The 17,575-nt window shown below is 51.3% G+C and carries 20 protein-coding genes; 15 read left to right on the plus strand and 5 right to left on the minus strand.

All coding sequences use genetic code 11. The features are described from left to right. The 7 genes from D9736_RS21670 to csiR all read left to right on the plus strand — a co-directional run. The coding region (locus tag D9736_RS21670; RefSeq protein WP_130259143.1) for a DUF4928 family protein at nucleotides 1–318 on the plus strand (318 nt) is incomplete at its 5' end. Between the two features lie 883 nt (nucleotides 319–1,201). Then, nucleotides 1,202–2,179, plus strand: a complete 978-nt coding sequence (glaH, locus tag D9736_RS21680; RefSeq protein ID WP_130259144.1) for a glutarate dioxygenase GlaH — start codon at nucleotides 1,202–1,204, stop codon at nucleotides 2,177–2,179. A gap of 19 nt (nucleotides 2,180–2,198) precedes the next feature. Continuing rightward, nucleotides 2,199–3,467, plus strand: a complete 1,269-nt coding sequence (gene lhgO / locus D9736_RS21685) for an L-2-hydroxyglutarate oxidase (RefSeq protein WP_130259158.1) — start codon at nucleotides 2,199–2,201, stop codon at nucleotides 3,465–3,467. A gap of 22 nt (nucleotides 3,468–3,489) precedes the next feature. Beyond that, complete coding sequence (gene gabD / locus D9736_RS21690; RefSeq protein ID WP_088128690.1) at nucleotides 3,490–4,938, plus strand: NADP-dependent succinate-semialdehyde dehydrogenase; 1,449 nt, start codon at nucleotides 3,490–3,492, stop codon at nucleotides 4,936–4,938. Between the two features lie 13 nt (nucleotides 4,939–4,951). After that, complete coding sequence (gabT, locus tag D9736_RS21695) at nucleotides 4,952–6,232, plus strand: 4-aminobutyrate--2-oxoglutarate transaminase (RefSeq protein WP_130259145.1); 1,281 nt, start codon at nucleotides 4,952–4,954, stop codon at nucleotides 6,230–6,232. A gap of 237 nt (nucleotides 6,233–6,469) precedes the next feature. Next, entirely contained in the window at nucleotides 6,470–7,870 is a 1,401-nt protein-coding gene (gene gabP / locus D9736_RS21700; RefSeq protein WP_130259146.1) for a GABA permease, read from the plus strand. A gap of 20 nt (nucleotides 7,871–7,890) precedes the next feature. Then, entirely contained in the window at nucleotides 7,891–8,550 is a 660-nt protein-coding gene (gene csiR / locus D9736_RS21705) for a DNA-binding transcriptional regulator CsiR (protein WP_130217237.1), read from the plus strand. A 6-nt stretch (nucleotides 8,551–8,556) separates the two neighbouring features. Here the strand turns inward: csiR and kbp are convergent, their stop codons facing one another. Both kbp and D9736_RS21715 read right to left on the minus strand, forming a co-directional pair. Next, nucleotides 8,557–9,003 (minus strand): potassium binding protein Kbp, encoded by a 447-nt coding sequence (kbp, locus tag D9736_RS21710; protein ID WP_064529911.1) that lies wholly within the window; start codon nucleotides 9,001–9,003, stop codon nucleotides 8,557–8,559. 82 nt (nucleotides 9,004–9,085) lie between these two features. Beyond that, entirely contained in the window at nucleotides 9,086–9,244 is a 159-nt protein-coding gene (locus D9736_RS21715; protein ID WP_000508177.1) for a YqaE/Pmp3 family membrane protein, read from the minus strand. A 182-nt stretch (nucleotides 9,245–9,426) separates the two neighbouring features. Here D9736_RS21715 and D9736_RS21720 point away from each other — a divergent pair, with 182 nt between their 5' ends. Together D9736_RS21720 and D9736_RS21725 are read left to right on the plus strand one after the other, a co-directional pair. Then, nucleotides 9,427–9,726 carry a metalloregulator ArsR/SmtB family transcription factor gene (locus tag D9736_RS21720; RefSeq protein WP_130208087.1) on the plus strand — a complete coding sequence of 100 codons (300 nt, stop codon included), beginning with the start codon at nucleotides 9,427–9,429 and terminating at the stop codon, nucleotides 9,724–9,726. Between the two features lie 9 nt (nucleotides 9,727–9,735). Continuing rightward, a complete protein-coding gene (locus D9736_RS21725; RefSeq protein WP_130259147.1) occupies nucleotides 9,736–10,260 on the plus strand; it encodes a rhodanese family protein in 525 nt (174 codons plus the stop codon). Between the two features lie 46 nt (nucleotides 10,261–10,306). Here D9736_RS21725 and stpA read toward each other — a convergent pair whose 3' ends face one another. Further along, nucleotides 10,307–10,708 carry a DNA-binding protein StpA gene (gene stpA, locus D9736_RS21730; RefSeq protein ID WP_064529914.1) on the minus strand — a complete coding sequence of 134 codons (402 nt, stop codon included), beginning with the start codon at nucleotides 10,706–10,708 and terminating at the stop codon, nucleotides 10,307–10,309. 662 nt (nucleotides 10,709–11,370) lie between these two features. Here stpA and alaE point away from each other — a divergent pair. Beyond that, on the plus strand, nucleotides 11,371–11,820 hold the full coding sequence (gene alaE, locus D9736_RS21735; RefSeq protein WP_130259148.1) for an L-alanine exporter AlaE: 450 nt from the start codon (nucleotides 11,371–11,373) through the stop codon (nucleotides 11,818–11,820). A gap of 37 nt (nucleotides 11,821–11,857) precedes the next feature. On the opposite strand, the gene D9736_RS21740 is transcribed toward alaE, so the two are convergent. Next, on the minus strand, nucleotides 11,858–12,202 hold the full coding sequence (locus D9736_RS21740; protein WP_130217231.1) for a DUF2002 family protein: 345 nt from the start codon (nucleotides 12,200–12,202) through the stop codon (nucleotides 11,858–11,860). A 151-nt stretch (nucleotides 12,203–12,353) separates the two neighbouring features. Here D9736_RS21740 and D9736_RS21745 point away from each other — a divergent pair, with 151 nt between their 5' ends. Continuing rightward, complete coding sequence (locus D9736_RS21745) at nucleotides 12,354–12,683, plus strand: DUF883 domain-containing protein (protein ID WP_001295174.1); 330 nt, start codon at nucleotides 12,354–12,356, stop codon at nucleotides 12,681–12,683. A 55-nt stretch (nucleotides 12,684–12,738) separates the two neighbouring features. On the opposite strand, the gene D9736_RS21750 is transcribed toward D9736_RS21745, so the two are convergent. Further along, entirely contained in the window at nucleotides 12,739–14,073 is a 1,335-nt protein-coding gene (locus tag D9736_RS21750; RefSeq protein WP_130259149.1) for a PLP-dependent aminotransferase family protein, read from the minus strand. A gap of 87 nt (nucleotides 14,074–14,160) precedes the next feature. Here D9736_RS21750 and D9736_RS21755 point away from each other — a divergent pair, with 87 nt between their 5' ends. The 4 genes from D9736_RS21755 to nrdE all read left to right on the plus strand — a co-directional run bounded on the left by D9736_RS21755 (nucleotide 14,161) and on the right by nrdE (nucleotide 17,570). Next, the gene (locus D9736_RS21755) at nucleotides 14,161–14,592 is read left to right on the plus strand and encodes a carboxymuconolactone decarboxylase family protein (RefSeq protein ID WP_000209788.1); all 432 of its coding nucleotides are present in this window, start codon (nucleotides 14,161–14,163) and stop codon (nucleotides 14,590–14,592) included. Between the two features lie 208 nt (nucleotides 14,593–14,800). Beyond that, nucleotides 14,801–15,046, plus strand: coding sequence for a glutaredoxin-like protein NrdH (nrdH, locus tag D9736_RS21765; RefSeq protein WP_001223224.1), 246 nt, complete (start codon nucleotides 14,801–14,803; stop codon nucleotides 15,044–15,046). Continuing rightward, complete coding sequence (gene nrdI, locus D9736_RS21770) at nucleotides 15,043–15,453, plus strand: class Ib ribonucleoside-diphosphate reductase assembly flavoprotein NrdI (RefSeq protein ID WP_130259151.1); 411 nt, start codon at nucleotides 15,043–15,045, stop codon at nucleotides 15,451–15,453. The genes nrdH and nrdI overlap by 4 nt, the downstream gene beginning before the upstream one ends. Next, nucleotides 15,426–17,570 (plus strand): class 1b ribonucleoside-diphosphate reductase subunit alpha, encoded by a 2,145-nt coding sequence (gene nrdE / locus D9736_RS21775; protein ID WP_130259152.1) that lies wholly within the window; start codon nucleotides 15,426–15,428, stop codon nucleotides 17,568–17,570. Before nrdI ends, nrdE begins: the two co-directional genes overlap by 28 nt. Nucleotides 17,571–17,575 lie beyond the last annotated feature (5 nt).

Here is a 17,575-nt window from a genome sequence, read left to right on the forward strand (position 1 = left end):
CAAATTCACTATGCCACTACATTGCTGAGCAAGTGTATCGCAAACCTGGAAGGAGGTTATAAGCCACTCGTAATTACGTCGTCTAAGGGTGCATTTGTATTAGAAACATTACTCGAGAATTTTTGTAATGGCGTATACGATGGCCGTGTAGATATCTTGGAGTTTGAACAGTTTATAGCATCAAACGTCATTGAACTTGGAAGGTTTAATGCCGCTGGTCGTAAAGCCTCACTCAGTAAAATTATTGAGGCTTACAACCGTATCATTGAAACAGTGGAATATGATCTCAGCATGAAGATCGAGTTAGGGGAAAAGTAGCCCTCTATCCTGACAGAACCTTAACACTCGGAGCCAATTTTCATATGGCTCCGCTCCCCCCAGATACATGATAATTTCTTTTAGGCCCCTTTATAGGCCCCTTCGCAAAGTTGAATTGAAGAGAAAACAATAAAAAACAAAGAATTACACAACCAATTCAGACTCCGCCAGCACCAATCATGATTGGATGGTGTTATCACAACACCAACAAAAACAGGAAGTTAGAAGTCTCATCAGGACACCGACCAGACGGTGGGGAGACAAAAAAGGATACGCAACGGAGTCGCGACTCCCTGTGACATTAAAGCCCGCTGATGCGGGCTTTTTTATTGGTCCAGATTCCATCGTGTGTAAACCCCATTCAATTACAGTCCAGACATATACAGCATCCCTCAGGTCAGTATCAGCTTCTCGAAAAATAGTAACTGTCATTAACCCGTTGCCAGAAATAGAAAAATTAGCCTCCATAGCCAGTCTGCCCGGAATCTGTTTGTTCATTAAGATTGTTATCGATGTCATCAAATAACATCGGTTGAATGGGAGTGTTCTTACTCACATTAGTCGATACGGAACTCAGTAAGTTGAAGTAACTCCGAACTCTGAAAAAGCAGTTTAAATAGCATTTCAACAAATGAGCAAACAAATGCCATCAGGTCGAAAATTGGATAAAACTGAAATTAATATATTGTTTTAATTATTCATTCCCTTTCATCCCAATTCTTATCCCTTACATTTTTTGTTATTAATTTGTTGTTTTTGATCACAACAAGAAAACAATATGTAACTTTTGTGCGCATTTTTCAGAAATGTAGATATTTTTAGATTATGGCTATGAAATGAGCATCGCCATGTCACCCTACATCTCATAAGAGGATCGCTTCTGATGAATGCACTGACCGCCGTACAAAACAACGCTGTCGATTCAGGCCAGGACTATAGCGGATTCACCCTCACCCCGTCGGCGCAATCCCCGCGTCTGCTGGAACTCACCTTCACCGAACAGACGACCAAACAGTTCCTCGAGCAGGTTGCCGAGTGGCCCGTGCAGGCGCTGGAGTACAAATCGTTTCTGCGTTTTCGGGTAGGCAAAATTCTTGACGATCTCTGTGCGAACCAGCTGCAACCGTTGCTGTTGAAGACATTGCTAAACCGCGCTGAAGGTGCGCTGTTGATCAATGCGGTGGGTGTCAATGATGTCGCGCAGGCAGATGAGATGGTGAAGCTGGCAACGGCGGTGGCGCATCTGATTGGTCGTTCCAATTTCGACGCCATGAGCGGTCAGTACTACGCGCGTTTTGTAGTGAAAAATGTCGATAACTCAGACAGCTATCTGCGTCAGCCGCACCGTGTGATGGAGTTGCATAACGACGGTACCTACGTTGAAGAAATCACCGATTACGTGCTGATGATGAAAATCGACGAGCAAAACATGCAGGGCGGAAATTCGCTGCTGCTGCATCTCGATGACTGGGAACATCTGGACCACTATTTCCGCCACCCGCTGGCGCGTCGCCCAATGCGCTTTGCCGCGCCGCCGAGTAAAAACGTCAGTAAAGATGTATTCCATCCGGTGTTCGACGTCGATCAGCAGGGTCGCCCGGTGATGCGTTATATCGACCAGTTCGTCCAGCCGAAAGACTTCGAAGAAGGCGTGTGGTTGAGCGAGCTTTCCGATGCCATTGAAACCAGCAAAGGGATTCTTTCTGTGCCCGTTCCCGTTGGCAAATTCCTGTTGATTAACAATCTGTTCTGGCTGCACGGTCGCGACCGCTTTACCGCGCATCCGGATCTGCGTCGCGAACTGATGCGCCAGCGTGGCTATTTCGCTTACGCCACTCACCACTACCAGACGCATCAGTAAGCGCAAAGGAATTGAGCGGATGTATGATTTTGTGATTATTGGCGGCGGCATCATCGGCATGTCGACCGCCATGCAACTGATTGATGTCTATCCGGACGCCCGCATTGCGTTGCTGGAAAAAGAGTCCGGCCCGGCCTGTCACCAGACGGGCCACAACAGCGGCGTGATCCATGCCGGGGTCTATTACACGCCCGGCAGCCTGAAGGCGCAGTTTTGCCTGGCGGGAAACCGCGCCACCAAAGCCTTTTGCGATCAAAACGGCATTCGCTACGACAACTGCGGCAAGATGCTGGTTGCCACGTCCGATCTCGAAATGGAACGGATGCGCGCGTTATGGGAACGTACAGCGGCGAACGGTATTGAACGCGAGTGGTTAAACGCCGACGAGCTGCGCGAGCGTGAACCGAATATCACCGGGCTCGGCGGCATTTTTGTGCCGTCCAGCGGCATTGTCAGCTACCGCGACGTGACGGCGGCGATGGCAAAAATCTTCCAGGCCAGAGGCGGCGAGATTATCTATAACGCCGAAGTCAGCGGCCTTAGTGAGCATAAAAATGGCGTGGTGATACAAACCCGTCAGGGCGGCGAATATGAAGCATCGACGCTGATTAGCTGTTCCGGGCTGATGGCTGACCGGCTGGTGAAAATGCTCGGCCTCGAACCGGGCTTTATCATCTGCCCGTTCCGCGGTGAATATTTCCGCCTTGCGCCGGAGCATAACCAGATTGTTAACCACCTGATTTACCCCATTCCCGACCCGGCAATGCCATTTTTAGGCGTTCATCTCACCCGGATGATCGACGGCAGCGTGACCGTCGGGCCAAACGCGGTGCTGGCTTTCAAACGCGAAGGCTATCGCAAGCGCGACTTCTCATTTAGCGACACGCTGGAGATTTTGGGCTCGTCGGGGATTCGCCGGGTGCTGCAAAACCATCTACGCTCAGGACTGGGCGAGATGAAAAACTCGCTGTGCAAAAGCAGCTATCTGCGGCTGGTGCAAAAGTATTGTCCACGGCTTTCGTTAAGCGATCTCCAGCCCTGGCCCGCCGGTGTGCGGGCGCAGGCGGTATCGCCGGACGGCAAGCTGATTGACGATTTTCTGTTTGTCACCACCCCGCGCACGATCCACACCTGCAATGCGCCCTCCCCGGCAGCGACATCAGCAATTCCTATTGGTGCGCATATTGTCAGCAAGGTACAAACGCTGTTGGCAAGCCAGAGTAACCCCGGACGCACGCTGCGAGCGGCACGTAGTGTGGATGCCTTACACGCCGCATTTAATCAATAACCTTTGAAAACAGGACGTAACAATGAAACTTAACGACAGTAACTTATTCCGCCAGCAGGCGTTGATTAACGGGGAATGGCTGGACGCCAACAATGGCGAGGTCATCGACGTCACCAATCCGGCCAACGGCGACAAGCTGGGTAGCGTGCCGAAAATGGGCGCTGATGAAACCCGCGCGGCTATCGACGCCGCCAACCGCGCCCTGCCCGCCTGGCGTGCGCTCACCGCTAAAGAACGCGCCACCATTCTGCGCAACTGGTTCAATTTAATGATGGAGCATCAGGACGATTTAGCGCGTCTGATGACCCTCGAACAGGGCAAACCGCTGGCTGAAGCGAAAGGCGAAATCAGCTACGCCGCCTCCTTTATTGAGTGGTTTGCCGAAGAAGGCAAACGCATTTATGGCGACACCATTCCCGGTCATCAGGCCGATAAGCGCCTGATTGTGATCAAGCAGCCGATTGGCGTTACCGCCGCCATCACGCCGTGGAACTTCCCGGCGGCGATGATTACCCGTAAAGCCGGTCCGGCGCTGGCGGCAGGCTGCACCATGGTACTGAAGCCCGCCAGTCAGACGCCGTTCTCTGCGCTGGCACTGGCGGAACTGGCGATTCGCGCGGGCATTCCGGCTGGCGTGTTTAACGTGGTCACCGGTTCGGCAGGCGCGGTCGGTAATGAACTGACCAGCAACCCGCTGGTACGCAAACTGTCGTTTACCGGCTCGACCGAAATTGGCCGCCAGTTAATGGAACAGTGCGCGAAAGACATCAAAAAAGTGTCGCTGGAGCTCGGCGGCAACGCGCCGTTTATCGTCTTTGACGATGCCGATCTCGATAAAGCCGTGGAAGGCGCGCTGGCCTCGAAATTCCGCAACGCCGGGCAAACCTGCGTTTGCGCCAACCGTTTATACGTGCAGGACGGCGTGTATGACCGTTTTGCCGAAAAATTGCAGCAGGCGGTGAGCAAACTGCACATCGGCGACGGGCTGGATAAAGGCGTCACCATCGGGCCGCTGATCGATGAAAAAGCGGTAGCAAAAGTGGAAGAGCATATTGCCGATGCGCTGGAGAAAGGCGCGCGTGTGGTTTGCGGCGGTAAAGCGCACGAACGCGGCGGCAACTTCTTCCAGCCAACCATTCTGGTGGACGTTCCGGCTAACGCCAAAGTGTCGAAAGAAGAGACGTTCGGCCCCCTCGCCCCACTGTTCCGCTTTAAAGATGAAGCCGATGTGATTGCGCAAGCCAATGACACCGAATTTGGCCTTGCCGCCTATTTTTACGCCCGCGATTTAAGCCGCGTCTTCCGCGTGGGCGAGGCGCTGGAATACGGCATCGTCGGCATCAATACCGGCATTATTTCCAATGAAGTGGCCCCGTTCGGCGGTATCAAAGCCTCGGGTCTGGGTCGTGAAGGTTCGAAGTATGGCATCGAAGATTACTTAGAAATCAAATATATGTGCATCGGTCTTTAACTGGAGAACGCGAATGAGCAGCAATAAAGAGTTAATGCAGCGCCGCAGTCAGGCAGTTCCTCGTGGCGTTGGGCAAATTCACCCCATTTTCGCTGACCGCGCGGAAAACTGCCGGGTGTGGGACGTTGAAGGCCGTGAGTATCTTGATTTCGCGGGCGGGATTGCGGTGCTCAATACCGGGCACCTGCATCCAAAAGTGGTTGCGGCAGTGGAAGCGCAGTTGAAAAAACTGTCGCACACCTGCTTCCAGGTGCTGGCCTACGAGCCGTATCTGGAGCTGTGCGAGATTATGAATCAGAAGGTGCCAGGCGATTTTGCCAAGAAAACGCTGCTGGTAACGACCGGTTCTGAAGCGGTGGAGAACGCGGTGAAAATCGCCCGCGCCGCCACCAAACGTAGCGGCACCATCGCCTTTAGCGGCGCGTATCACGGGCGCACGCATTACACGCTGGCGCTGACCGGCAAGGTGAATCCGTACTCTGCGGGCATGGGCCTGATGCCGGGCCATGTTTATCGCGCGCTTTATCCTTGCCCACTGCACGGCATCAGTGAAGATGATGCTATCGCCAGTATCCACCGAATTTTTAAAAATGATGCGGCGCCGGAAGATATTGCCGCCATCGTGATTGAGCCGGTTCAGGGCGAAGGCGGTTTCTACGCCGCGACGCCAGCTTTTATGCAGCGTTTACGCGCGCTGTGTGATGAGCACGGGATCATGCTGATTGCCGATGAAGTGCAGAGCGGCGCGGGGCGTACCGGCACGCTGTTTGCGATGGAGCAATTGGGCGTGGCACCAGATCTCACCACCTTTGCGAAATCGATCGCAGGCGGCTTCCCGCTGGCGGGCGTCACCGGGCGCGCCGAAGTGATGGATGCCGTCGCTCCAGGCGGGCTGGGCGGCACCTATGCCGGTAATCCGATTGCCTGCGTGGCGGCGCTGGAAGTGTTGAAGGTGTTCGAGCAGGAAAATCTGCTGCAAAAAGCCAACGACCTGGGGCAAAAGCTGAAAGAAGGGTTATTGGCGATCGCCGAAAAACACCCGGAGATCGGCGACGTACGCGGGCTGGGGGCGATGATCGCCATCGAGCTGTTTGAAGATGGCGATCACAGCAAACCGGACGCCAAACTCACCGCCGAGATCGTGGCGCGCGCCCGCGATAAAGGCCTGATTCTTCTCTCCTGCGGCTCGTATTACAACGTGCTGCGCATCCTGGTACCGCTCACCATTGAAGACGCTCAGATCCATCAGGGTCTGGAGATCATCAGCCAGTGTTTTGCTGAGGCGAAACAGTAGGTCCGTACCCATGCCGGAAGCGACGCTTTGCGTCTTGTCCGGCCCACGAGAATCCAGGTCGGATAAGGCGTTTACGCCGCATCCGACAATCTGTACGTGAACAGGAATAAATCTATGTCGGCCGGATAAGGCGGAGCCGCTCTCCGGCAAAAAGAATCAATAACAATTAAACGCGTGACCCGACGCGGGAAATGTCGGGGCGCTCTCCCAAGTGACACACTTTCGAGAGGATTCAGGATGGGGCAATCATCGCAACCACATGAGTTAGGCGGCGGGCTGAAGTCACGCCACGTCACCATGTTGTCTATTGCCGGTGTTATCGGCGCAAGTCTGTTTGTCGGTTCCAGCGTCGCCATCGCCGAAGCGGGCCCGGCGGTATTACTGGCCTATCTGTTCGCCGGATTACTGGTGGTTATGATTATGCGGATGCTGGCAGAAATGGCGGTTGCCACGCCCGATACCGGTTCGTTTTCCACCTATGCCGATAAAGCCATTGGCCGCTGGGCGGGTTATACCATCGGCTGGCTGTACTGGTGGTTTTGGGTACTGGTTATCCCGCTGGAAGCCAACATCGCCGCCATGATCCTGCACTCGTGGGTTCCCGGCATTCCCATCTGGTTATTTTCCCTCGTCATTACCCTCGCCTTAACCGGCAGTAATTTATTAAGCGTTAAAAACTACGGCGAATTTGAGTTCTGGTTGGCGATATGCAAAGTGATTGCCATCCTGGCATTTATTTTCCTCGGCGCAGTGGCGATTAGCGGTTTTTACCCATATGCAGAAGTCGGCGGTATTTCAAGATTATGGGATAGCGGCGGCTTTATGCCCAACGGCTTCGGGGCGGTATTAAGCGCGATGCTGATCACCATGTTCTCGTTTATGGGCGCGGAAATTGTCACCATCGCCGCCGCAGAATCCGACACGCCGGATAAACATATTGTTCGCGCCACCAACTCGGTTATCTGGCGTATCTCTATTTTCTATTTGTGTTCTATTTTTGTCGTCGTGGCTCTCATTCCGTGGAATATGCCAGGACTGAAAACCGTGGGTTCCTACCGTTCCGTGCTGGAGTTGCTGAATATTCCGCACGCCAAATTCATTATGGATTGCGTTATTTTGCTGTCGGTAACCAGTTGCCTGAACTCGGCGCTGTATACTGCGTCAAGGATGCTCTACTCCTTAAGCCGTCGCGGGGATGCGCCCGCGTTAATGGGTAAAATCAACCGCAGTAAAACCCCGTACGTGGCAGTATTACTCTCCACCGGCGCAGCGTTTTTAACGGTGGTGGTGAACTATTACGCGCCTGCGAAAGTGTTTAAATTCCTGATCGACAGCTCCGGCGCTATCGCCTTGCTGGTTTATTTAGTCATTGCCGTTTCGCAATTACGGATGCGTAAAATCCTGCTGGCGGAAGGCGGCGATATTCGCCTGCGCATGTGGCTTTATCCGTGGCTCACCTGGCTGGTGATTGGCTTTATTACTTTTGTGTTGGTGGTGATGCTATTCCGTCCGGCTCAACAGTTAGAAGTGATCTCCACCGGCTTATTAGCGATAGGGATTATCTGTACCGTGCCAATTATGGCTCGCTGGAAAAAGCTAATAATGTGGCAAAAAACACCCATTCATAATACGCGCTGATAATGATCAGGAGTCACACCATGACCATTACCTCTCTGGATGGCTATCGCTGGCTGAAGAACGATATTATTCGCGGCAATTTTCAGCCGGATGAAAAATTACGGATGAGTTTGCTGACATCGCGTTATGCACTTGGCGTCGGGCCGTTGCGGGAAGCGCTTTCGCAACTGGTGGCAGAACGGCTGGTCACGGTGGTGAATCAAAAAGGGTATCGGGTGGCGTCTATGTCAGAACAGGAGCTGCTCGATATTTTCGATGCCCGCGCCAATATGGAAGCAATGCTGGTGAGTCTGGCGATTGCCCGCGGTGGCGATGAGTGGGAGGCTGACGTTCTTGCGAAGGCACATCTGCTCAGTAAGCTTGAGGCCTGTGACGCCAGTGAGAAAATGCTTGATGAGTGGGATCTGCGTCATCAGGCGTTTCATACTGCAATTGTGACAGGCTGTGGTTCTCACTATTTGCTGCAAATGCGTGAACGGTTGTTTGATCTGGCGGCGCGCTATCGCTTCATCTGGTTGCGGCGAACGGTGCTTTCCGTGGAAATGCTGGAAGATAAACACAACCAACATCAAATTTTAACCGAAGCTGTGCTGGCGCGGGATGCCGCGCGCGCCAGTGAGTTAATGCGCCAGCATTTGCTGACGCCGATTCCCATTATCCAGCAGGCGATGGCGGACTAACCGCTATTACTCTGGAATACGCAACACTTGTCCCGGATAAATTTTATCCGGGCTTTTCAGCATCGGTTTATTCGCTTCGAAGATTTTATTGTACAGATTGGCGTTACCGTAGACCTGTTTGGAAATGGCGCTAAGCGTGTCGCCAGACTTAACGGTATAAAACTGGCTGGCAGTGGCTGGTGTCGCAGTTTTTACCTGATCGTCGACGCTGGCGATACCAGAAATATTCCCCACCGCAACAAGGATTTTTTCCTTCGCTTCCTGGCTCAAACCATCACCAGTCACCGTCGCTTTGCCATCGGTAATTTGGATATTTACTTTATCGGCATCTGGTATGCCGGTTTTGTTCAGATGCTCCTGCACCTTCTTCGCCTGATCGTCTTTATCATGCTGACCAGTAACTGTATCCCAGAGCTTTTCTCCGGCATCTTTCACAAAATTGAACAGACCCATAGTTACCTCGTTCGTTAACGGAAACACTCAGAAAGTGTAGCAGAGGAACGCGGCGCACTAACGCCGCGGAGTAAGCACAGAGTTAATCGCGGGTTTGCACCCAGAAAGCGTGAATTAAACCAGGGATATACCCAAGCAGCGTCAACAAGATATTAATGATGAACGCCCAACCAAATCCTTTGCCAAGCAGCACGCCGAGCGGCGGCAAAATGATGGTGATGACGATTCTCCAGAAACCCATATGTACTCCCTATAAAAAAATTAACCATTGTTTAAAAAGAGATTTTATCTCTTAAGCGTAATAATTTTAGCGGAACCAGCCAGTTTCAGCCTACGCGTTTACCCTCATTTACGCTGCTGACGCTGGTATACGTTGAACTTTTAGTTTAGAATTTACTTAATTTAGAAAACACTTAAATAACTATGACTGAACTCGCCCAACTACAGGCCAGCGCCGAACAGGCTGCGGCCTTACTGAAAGCAATGAGTCACCCCAAACGGTTGTTGATTCTGTGCATGCTTTGCGGGTCACCTGGGACCAGCGCCGGAGAACTGGCTCGCATTACCGGACTTAGCGCCTCCGCCACGTCACAGCATCTGGCTCGCATGCGTGACGAGGGACTTATTGACAGCCAGCGGGACGCCCAACGCATTCTTTATTCCATTAAAAATGAGGCGGTAAATGCCATTATCGCCACCCTGAAAAATATCTATTGTCCGTAAGGAGTGACGATGGCTTTGATAACAATTTCACCGCATGACGCGCAAGAATTAATCGCGCGTGGTGCAAAGTTAATCGATATTCGTGATGCCGACGAATATCTTCGTGAACATATTCCAGCAGCCTCTCTGGCACCATTATCCGTGATAGAACAGTCCGGTCTTCCGGATAAATTACGTAGCGAACAAATTATATTCCACTGTCAGGCGGGTAAACGCACCAGCAATAACGCCGATAAATTAGCAGCGATTGCCGCCCCCGCAGAGGTCTTTTTACTGGAAGATGGGATCGATGGCTGGAAAAAAGCGGGATTGCCGGTAGCAGAAAATAAATCTCAACCGTTGCCATTAATGCGTCAGGTACAGATCGCCGCTGGCGGCTTAATATTAATCGGCGTCGTACTGGGTTATGCCATTAATAGCAGCTTCTTTTTATTAAGTGGATTTGTCGGCGCAGGATTAATGTTTGCAGGAATCAGCGGTTTTTGCGGGATGGCAAGGCTATTAGACAAGATGCCGTGGAATCAGCGAACTTGAGAAGCAACGCCGGATGCGCCATAGAGGCGGCATCCGGCGCCAGGGATTAGATCAGGAAATCGTCGAGAGATTTACCTTCTGCCAGCGCCTGAGCAATTGGCTTCGGCGTACGGCCCTGACCGGTCCAGGTTTTGGTTTCACCATTGAAGTCGGTGAATTTATATTTTGCTGGACGCGGTTCACGCTTTTTACCTGCACGCGGAGCAGCGGTGCCGTTAGCCAATAACTCTTCCGGGTTAATACCATCAGCTTTCATCAGCTCCAGCCAGGTGCTAATTTTTTCCTGACGTTCTGCCAGTTCACGCTGCTGCTGTTCTTCTTCTTCACGTCTTTCTTTAGTGACAACCCTGAATTTTTCGAGCATTTCTTCAAGAACGTCAATGGAGAATTCGCGAGCCATTGCACGAAGGGTGCGGATATTATTTAAGCTTTGTAACATTACGGACATAATAAAGAAAACCTTTTAACGCCAAAACAAAAAGTATTTCGCCGCGTAGTGTAAGCGATCACTTATTATATTTCCACAAAATTTAATATATTTACAATCGCGAAGGGATATTATTTCGTGCGTTATTTGCTGACACATTAATGCTTATATGCAAATTATATAGCAGCCATTTAACTTACTTATTACAGCTACTGGTGAGTGTTCCGGCGTACGATACAACCTCCCGGCCGATAACGGAACACACAACCAGCATAAATATGCACATAAAAAGAATACATATTAGTCATGTCAACTTGAAACTTTGTGCTGCCATTACAGGCTTTACAACATAAAAGATGCTGAATGAAGCCAGGCGCGCCCCTAAGCCGAATTCTCTACGCTTTGCTGCGTAAACACACCTTGTACACTTTGCTAAAAAATATCAGAACTACGTCATAACATAATGATTTAAAATAATATTATCTTTTAAGACATAAAAAAATCCAGAATGTACAAAAAATGCGCCACTACGGAATATTTTATCTACAAAAACCAAGGAAATAAAAATTTTTCACTAATTGATAAGTCATATCCAGCGATATACGCTATGCGAAAGTGCAAACGGTAATTTAAACCACTGCATTCACATTCATCCGATTTCGCGTTTATTAAGGAGCATGGGCATGTTCTCACCGCAGTCACGCTTGCGTCATGCAGTAGCAGATACGTTCGCGATGGTTGTTTACTGTTCTGTCGTGAACATGTTTATCGAAGTATTTCTCTCCGGAATGAGCTTCGAACAGTCCCTTTATTCCAGACTGGTAGCGATTCCGGTGAACATCTTAATTGCATGGCCATACGGTATGTACCGCGATCTATTTATGCGAATGGCACGCAAAGTTGGCTCGTCGGGCTGGGTAAAAAATCTTGCGGATATTCTGGCTTATGTGACGTTCCAGTCACCGGTATATATGGCAATCTTACTCGTCGTGAGCGCGGGTTGGCACCAGATTATGGCAGCGGTCAGTTCAAACATCGTCGTTTCGATGTTGATGGGTGCGGTCTATGGCTACTTCCTTGATTACTGCCGCCGCCTGTTCAAAGTCAGCAATTACCAGCAGGTAAAAGCCTGATCCTTCTTTGTCGCGACTGGCAATGCCAGTCGCGTCTTTAATTGGCTTCGCCAAACAATCCATGTAAATAACGTTCAAGCGCAACACGCGAGCTGAAACCGTGTGGAATGCCGTAATGCTCGTGACGCTCACCCGCTAAATAGAGCGGGAACCGCTGGTAATGATCGCAAGTTTTAATATCGGAAGCCGGTTCTGCCAGTGTCGAACTACGTTCTTTTAACGTGGGATGAATTACCAGTGCGGTACGTCCCATTCGCGCTTCGCGATTAACATAGACATAATTTTCCCCACGGCGATAACCATAAGTTTTCTGAGTTACCACATCGACGGTAAAACCGACTTTCTCAAGTACGCGCGCCACCTCGTCTGGTCGTAAATACATATTTTATCCTCGTTATTATCTACCGCGGCCCTACCTTACCTGATTGAGCATTCACAACGCTTTCAGAAAAGTCCATAAAGCCACGATGAATCTCTGTTAAGAAAATTATGGTCTACACTGAAAATTACATTGAATCCTGATGGGAGATCATATGTTTAACAGACCGAACCGCAACGACGTCGATGATGGCGTGCAGGATATTCAGAATGATGTCAATCAATTAGCTGACAGCCTGGAATCTGTATTGAAGTCCTGGGGCAGCGACGCTAAAGGGGAAGCCGAAGCCGCACGCAGTAAAGCTCAGGCTTTACTGAAAGAAACCAGGGCGCGGATGCATGGTCGAACTCGCGTCCAGCAAGCCGCGCGCGATGCTGTTGGCTGCGCAGACTCTTTTGTTCGTGAAAGACCCTGGTGTAGTGTGGGAACAGCTGCTGCGGTAGGTATTTTTATCGGTGCGTTGTTAAGCATGCGTAAATCGTAGTGAAACAATGATAATAAATACACGTCCCTGGCCCCGAAGCCTGACTTCGGGGTTTTTAACTTAAGGCACTGCGTAATTGTTGTGCCACCTGCTGCGCCATACTTTCGCTAACGATATTGGTAAACGATAGCAGCAATCCTCCTTCCCCATTTGAGCGGATACGCCAGTCGCTAAGTGCCTGCACCGCAAGGCCAGCAGCATTGGCTTTACGAGCATGGACAATATCGTCGCCCACCATGCTGATAACCATCTGGATACCACCTTTTTGCGGCACAACCTGAAATCCCTGCTGCGTCAACGCCTGCTCAATCCACTGCCGACGTTGAGCATAGTGCTGACGCATTTTCTTCAGATGCCGCCAGAAATACCCCTCACGAATGAAATCTGCCAGTGTGTTCTGCCACAGTACGGGTACCGCACATGGCTCCAGTGACGCCTGTTGCCGGAATTGCGTAATCTGCTCCACCGGCACCACCAGCCACGCACAGCGCAATGCAGGAAATAGCGCTTTGCTGAATGTTCCGGCATAAATCACCCGCTGCGGTGCGTCGAGACTTTTTAGTGCCGGTAACGGCTTACCGTGATAGCGAAACTCACTGTCGTAATCATCTTCAATAATCCATGCCTGACTACGTTCTGCCCATTCCAGCATCTGGTGCCTGCGCGCTAAAGAGAGCGCCACACCCAGCGGGCTCTGGTGTGCCGGCGTAATCAGAGCAAAACGCGCATCAGGATAATTTTGTATTCCGCTTGTGACATCCAGTCCGTTGTCATCAACCGGCACCGGTAAAATTTCCACACCGTGGCGAGTGACAATCGGGCGAATCAGTGGAAAGCCGGGATCTTCCATCCACATCCCGTTTCCCGGTTTCGCCAGCGCGTGTAGAATTAAAGCCATTGAGGCCGCATAACCGTGAGTGATAAAGACCTGCTCTGGCTGGCATTCAATCCCGCGTGAAACGCGTAAGTAATCAACTATTGCCTCGCGCAACGCCGCCTCGCCGCAGACATCGCCTAATGCCAAATCAAAGCGCGTCTGGGTACGCAGACGGCGGCCCATCACCCGCGCCCACTGCTCTCGCGGAAAGAGATCGAGTGCGGGTAATCCCAATTGAAATGGCAATGGCTGCTGACTTTCACCAGCAAAAGCCACGACATCCACAGCAGATTGTTGCGGATGTATCTGCTCACTGACAAATGTGCCAGCCTGTCCCCGCCTGACCAGCCATCCTTGCGCCACCAGCTCAGCATACGCATTTTCGACAGTGGATCGAGAGACACCCAGTTCCTGCGACCAGGTACGACTCGAAGGTAGCCTTGCGCCAGGTTTCAGTTCCCCTTGCTCAATAGCCGTTTTTAACTGACGGGCGATATCCTGATAACGTGGCATATGGTCTGCTTTTTTACGTAATTTATGGCTCTCTTTAGCAGTCCATTATAGTGCTACATTGCGGGCGTTAATAAGAGGAGAAACTGTATGACTACATTACGTCAGCCTTACTACGAACTTAGCCCGGCAGTGTATAACGCACTGGTGCAGGCCAAAACGGCACTGGAAAATAGCGCGCTGGATACCACGCTGATGGAGTTAATTTATTTGCGCGTCTCGCAAATCAACGGCTGCGCATTTTGTCTGGAGATGCACAGCAAAGCATTACGCAAATCCGGCGTGCCACAGCACAAACTGGACGCCCTGGCAGGCTGGCGCGTAAGCCATCATTTTGACGATCGCGAGCGGGCGGCGCTGGCATGGGCGGAATCGGTAACCGATATTGCCCGAACCCATGCGGAAGACGAGGTTTATCAGCCTTTGCTTGAGCATTTCAGCGCAGCAGAAATCAGCGACTTAACGTTTGCCATCGGGCTGATGAATTGTTTTAACCGTCTGGCCGTTTCCATGCGCATGTAACTTCTTGATGCCGGGTATTCGCCCGGCAAAAAAACACAAAATCCCCTACCCCGTTGAGCCATTCAGCGGTGGTGTAATCAATCTAAAATTCCCATATCTTGTATGGTTGAATCTTTTTTCAACTACATCTAGTATCTCTGTATCAACAGAGAGACAACCCGACGCGTATCATCGCGCCGTATCTTCATTTTAAACGGAAATACGAATCATGCGCATTACTATTTACACTCGTAACGATTGCGTTCAGTGCCACGCCACCAAACGGGCGATGGAAAACCGGGGCTTTGACTTTGAAATGATTAATGTCGATCACGTTCCTGAAGCGGCAGAAGCGTTGCGTGCTCAGGGCTTTCGTCAGTTGCCGGTAGTAATTGCAGGCGATCTTAGCTGGTCTGGTTTCCGTCCGGACATGATCAATCGTCTGCATCCAGCGCCACACGCGGCCAGTGCATGAGCCACCTCGTCTACTTTTCCAGCAGCTCCGAAAATACGCAGCGTTTTATCGAACGTTTAGGGCTGCCCGCGGTGCGCATCCCGCTCAATGAGCGGGAACGGATTCAGGTAGACGAGCCTTACATCCTGATCGTGCCCTCTTACGGCGGCGGCGGTACGGCTGGCGCGGTGCCACGACAGGTAATTCGCTTTTTAAACGACGAGCACAACCGGGCGTTGCTTCGCGGCGTGATTGCTTCGGGTAATCGCAACTTTGGTGAGGCGTATGGCCGCGCCGGAGATGTGATTGCTCAAAAATGCGGCGTGCCGTGGCTGTACCGCTTTGAACTCATGGGTACGCAAAGCGATATCGAAAACGTTCGTAAAGGAGTAACCGAATTTTGGCAACGACAACCGCAGAACGCCTGACGCAGAACACGATGGATTACCACGCGCTGAATGCGATGCTTAACCTTTACGATAGCGCAGGTCGCATTCAGTTCGATAAAGACCGCCAGGCCGTTGACGCCTTTATGGCGACGCATGTGCTTCCGAACAGTGTGACCTTCAGTAGCCAGCAGCAGCGCCTGAACTGGCTGGTCAACGAAGGTTACTATGATGAAAGCGTCCTTAATCGCTACTCTCGCGATTTTGTCATTACGCTGTTTGCCCACGCGCACGCCAGCGGTTTTCGTTTTCAGACATTCCTCGGGGCATGGAAGTTTTACACCAGCTATACGTTGAAGACATTCGACGGTAAGCGTTATCTGGAAGATTTTGCCGATCGAGTCACGATGGTGGCACTGACGCTGGCACAAGGCGATGAGACGCTGGCGTTACAACTGACTGATGAGATGCTGTCAGGACGCTTTCAGCCAGCCACGCCGACATTCCTCAACTGCGGTAAACAGCAGCGCGGCGAACTGGTTTCCTGTTTTCTGCTGCGTATTGAAGACAATATGGAGTCGATTGGCCGGGCGGTAAATTCCGCACTGCAACTGTCGAAACGCGGCGGCGGCGTGGCATTTTTGCTGTCGAATCTGCGGGAAGCGGGCGCGCCAATTAAACGTATTGAAAATCAATCTTCTGGCGTAATTCCGGTGATGAAAATGCTGGAAGACGCATTTTCCTATGCCAACCAGCTCGGCGCTCGTCAGGGTGCTGGCGCAGTCTATTTACATGCCCATCATCCCGATATTCTGCGTTTTCTCGATACAAAACGGGAAAATGCCGACGAAAAAATCCGCATTAAAACACTGTCGCTGGGCGTGGTGATCCCGGATATCACTTTCCATCTGGCAAAAGAGAATGCGCAGATGGCGCTGTTTTCGCCTTATGACGTTGAGCGGGTTTATGGCAAGCCATTTGCCGATATCGCCATCAGCGAACACTATGACGAACTGGTTGCCGATGAACGCATCCGCAAAAAATACATCAACGCCCGTGATTTCTTCCAGCGACTGGCAGAAATCCAGTTCGAGTCCGGCTATCCCTACATCATGTATGAAGACAGGGTTAACCGTGCTAACCCTGTCGCCGGGCGCATAAATATGAGCAATCTCTGCTCAGAAATTTTGCAGGTTAACAGCGCATCAGAGTATGACGAGAATCTCGACTATGCCCGCACAGGCCATGATATTTCCTGCAATTTAGGTTCGTTGAATATTGCCCACACCATGGATTCCCCCGACTTTGCCCGCACGGTAGAGACCGCGGTACGCGGTTTAACAGCGGTGTCAGATATGAGTCATATCCGCAGCGTGCCGTCCATCGAAGCCGGAAATGCCGCCTCACACGCCATCGGTCTGGGGCAGATGAATTTACACGGTTATCTGGCGCGAGAAGGCATCGCTTATGGTTCGCCGGAAGCACTGGATTTCACCAATCTCTATTTCTATACCATCACCTGGCACGCACTGCGTACCTCGATGTTGCTGGCGCGCGAACGCGGTGAAACCTTCGCCGGGTTCAAACAGTCACGCTATGCCAGTGGTGAATATTTTAGCCAATATCTGCAAGGGAACTGGCAGCCGAAAACGGCGAAAGTTGGCGAACTGTTTGCCCGTAGCGGTATTACGTTACCTACCCGTGAGATGTGGGCGCAACTGCGCGACGACGTGATGCGCTACGGCATTTACAACCAGAATCTTCAGGCGGTGCCGCCAACCGGTTCTATCTCTTATATCAACCATGCTACGTCGAGTATTCATCCGATTGTGGCGAAAGTAGAGATACGCAAAGAGGGCAAAACAGGACGCGTTTACTACCCTGCCCCGTTTATGACTAACGAGAATCTGGCGCTGTATCAGGATGCTTACGAAATCGGCGCAGAAAAGATCATCGACACCTACGCCGAAGCGACTCGCCATGTCGATCAGGGGCTGTCGCTGACGCTGTTTTTCCCCGATACCGCCACCACTCGCGATATCAACAAAGCGCAGATTTACGCCTGGCGCAAGGGTATCAAAACGCTCTATTACATTCGCCTGCGTCAGATGGCGCTGGAAGGCACTGAAATTGAAGGCTGCGTCTCCTGTGCACTTTAAGGAAT

Source organism: Escherichia sp. E10V10, assembly GCF_004211985.1.
Lineage (GTDB): Bacteria > Pseudomonadota > Gammaproteobacteria > Enterobacterales > Enterobacteriaceae > Escherichia.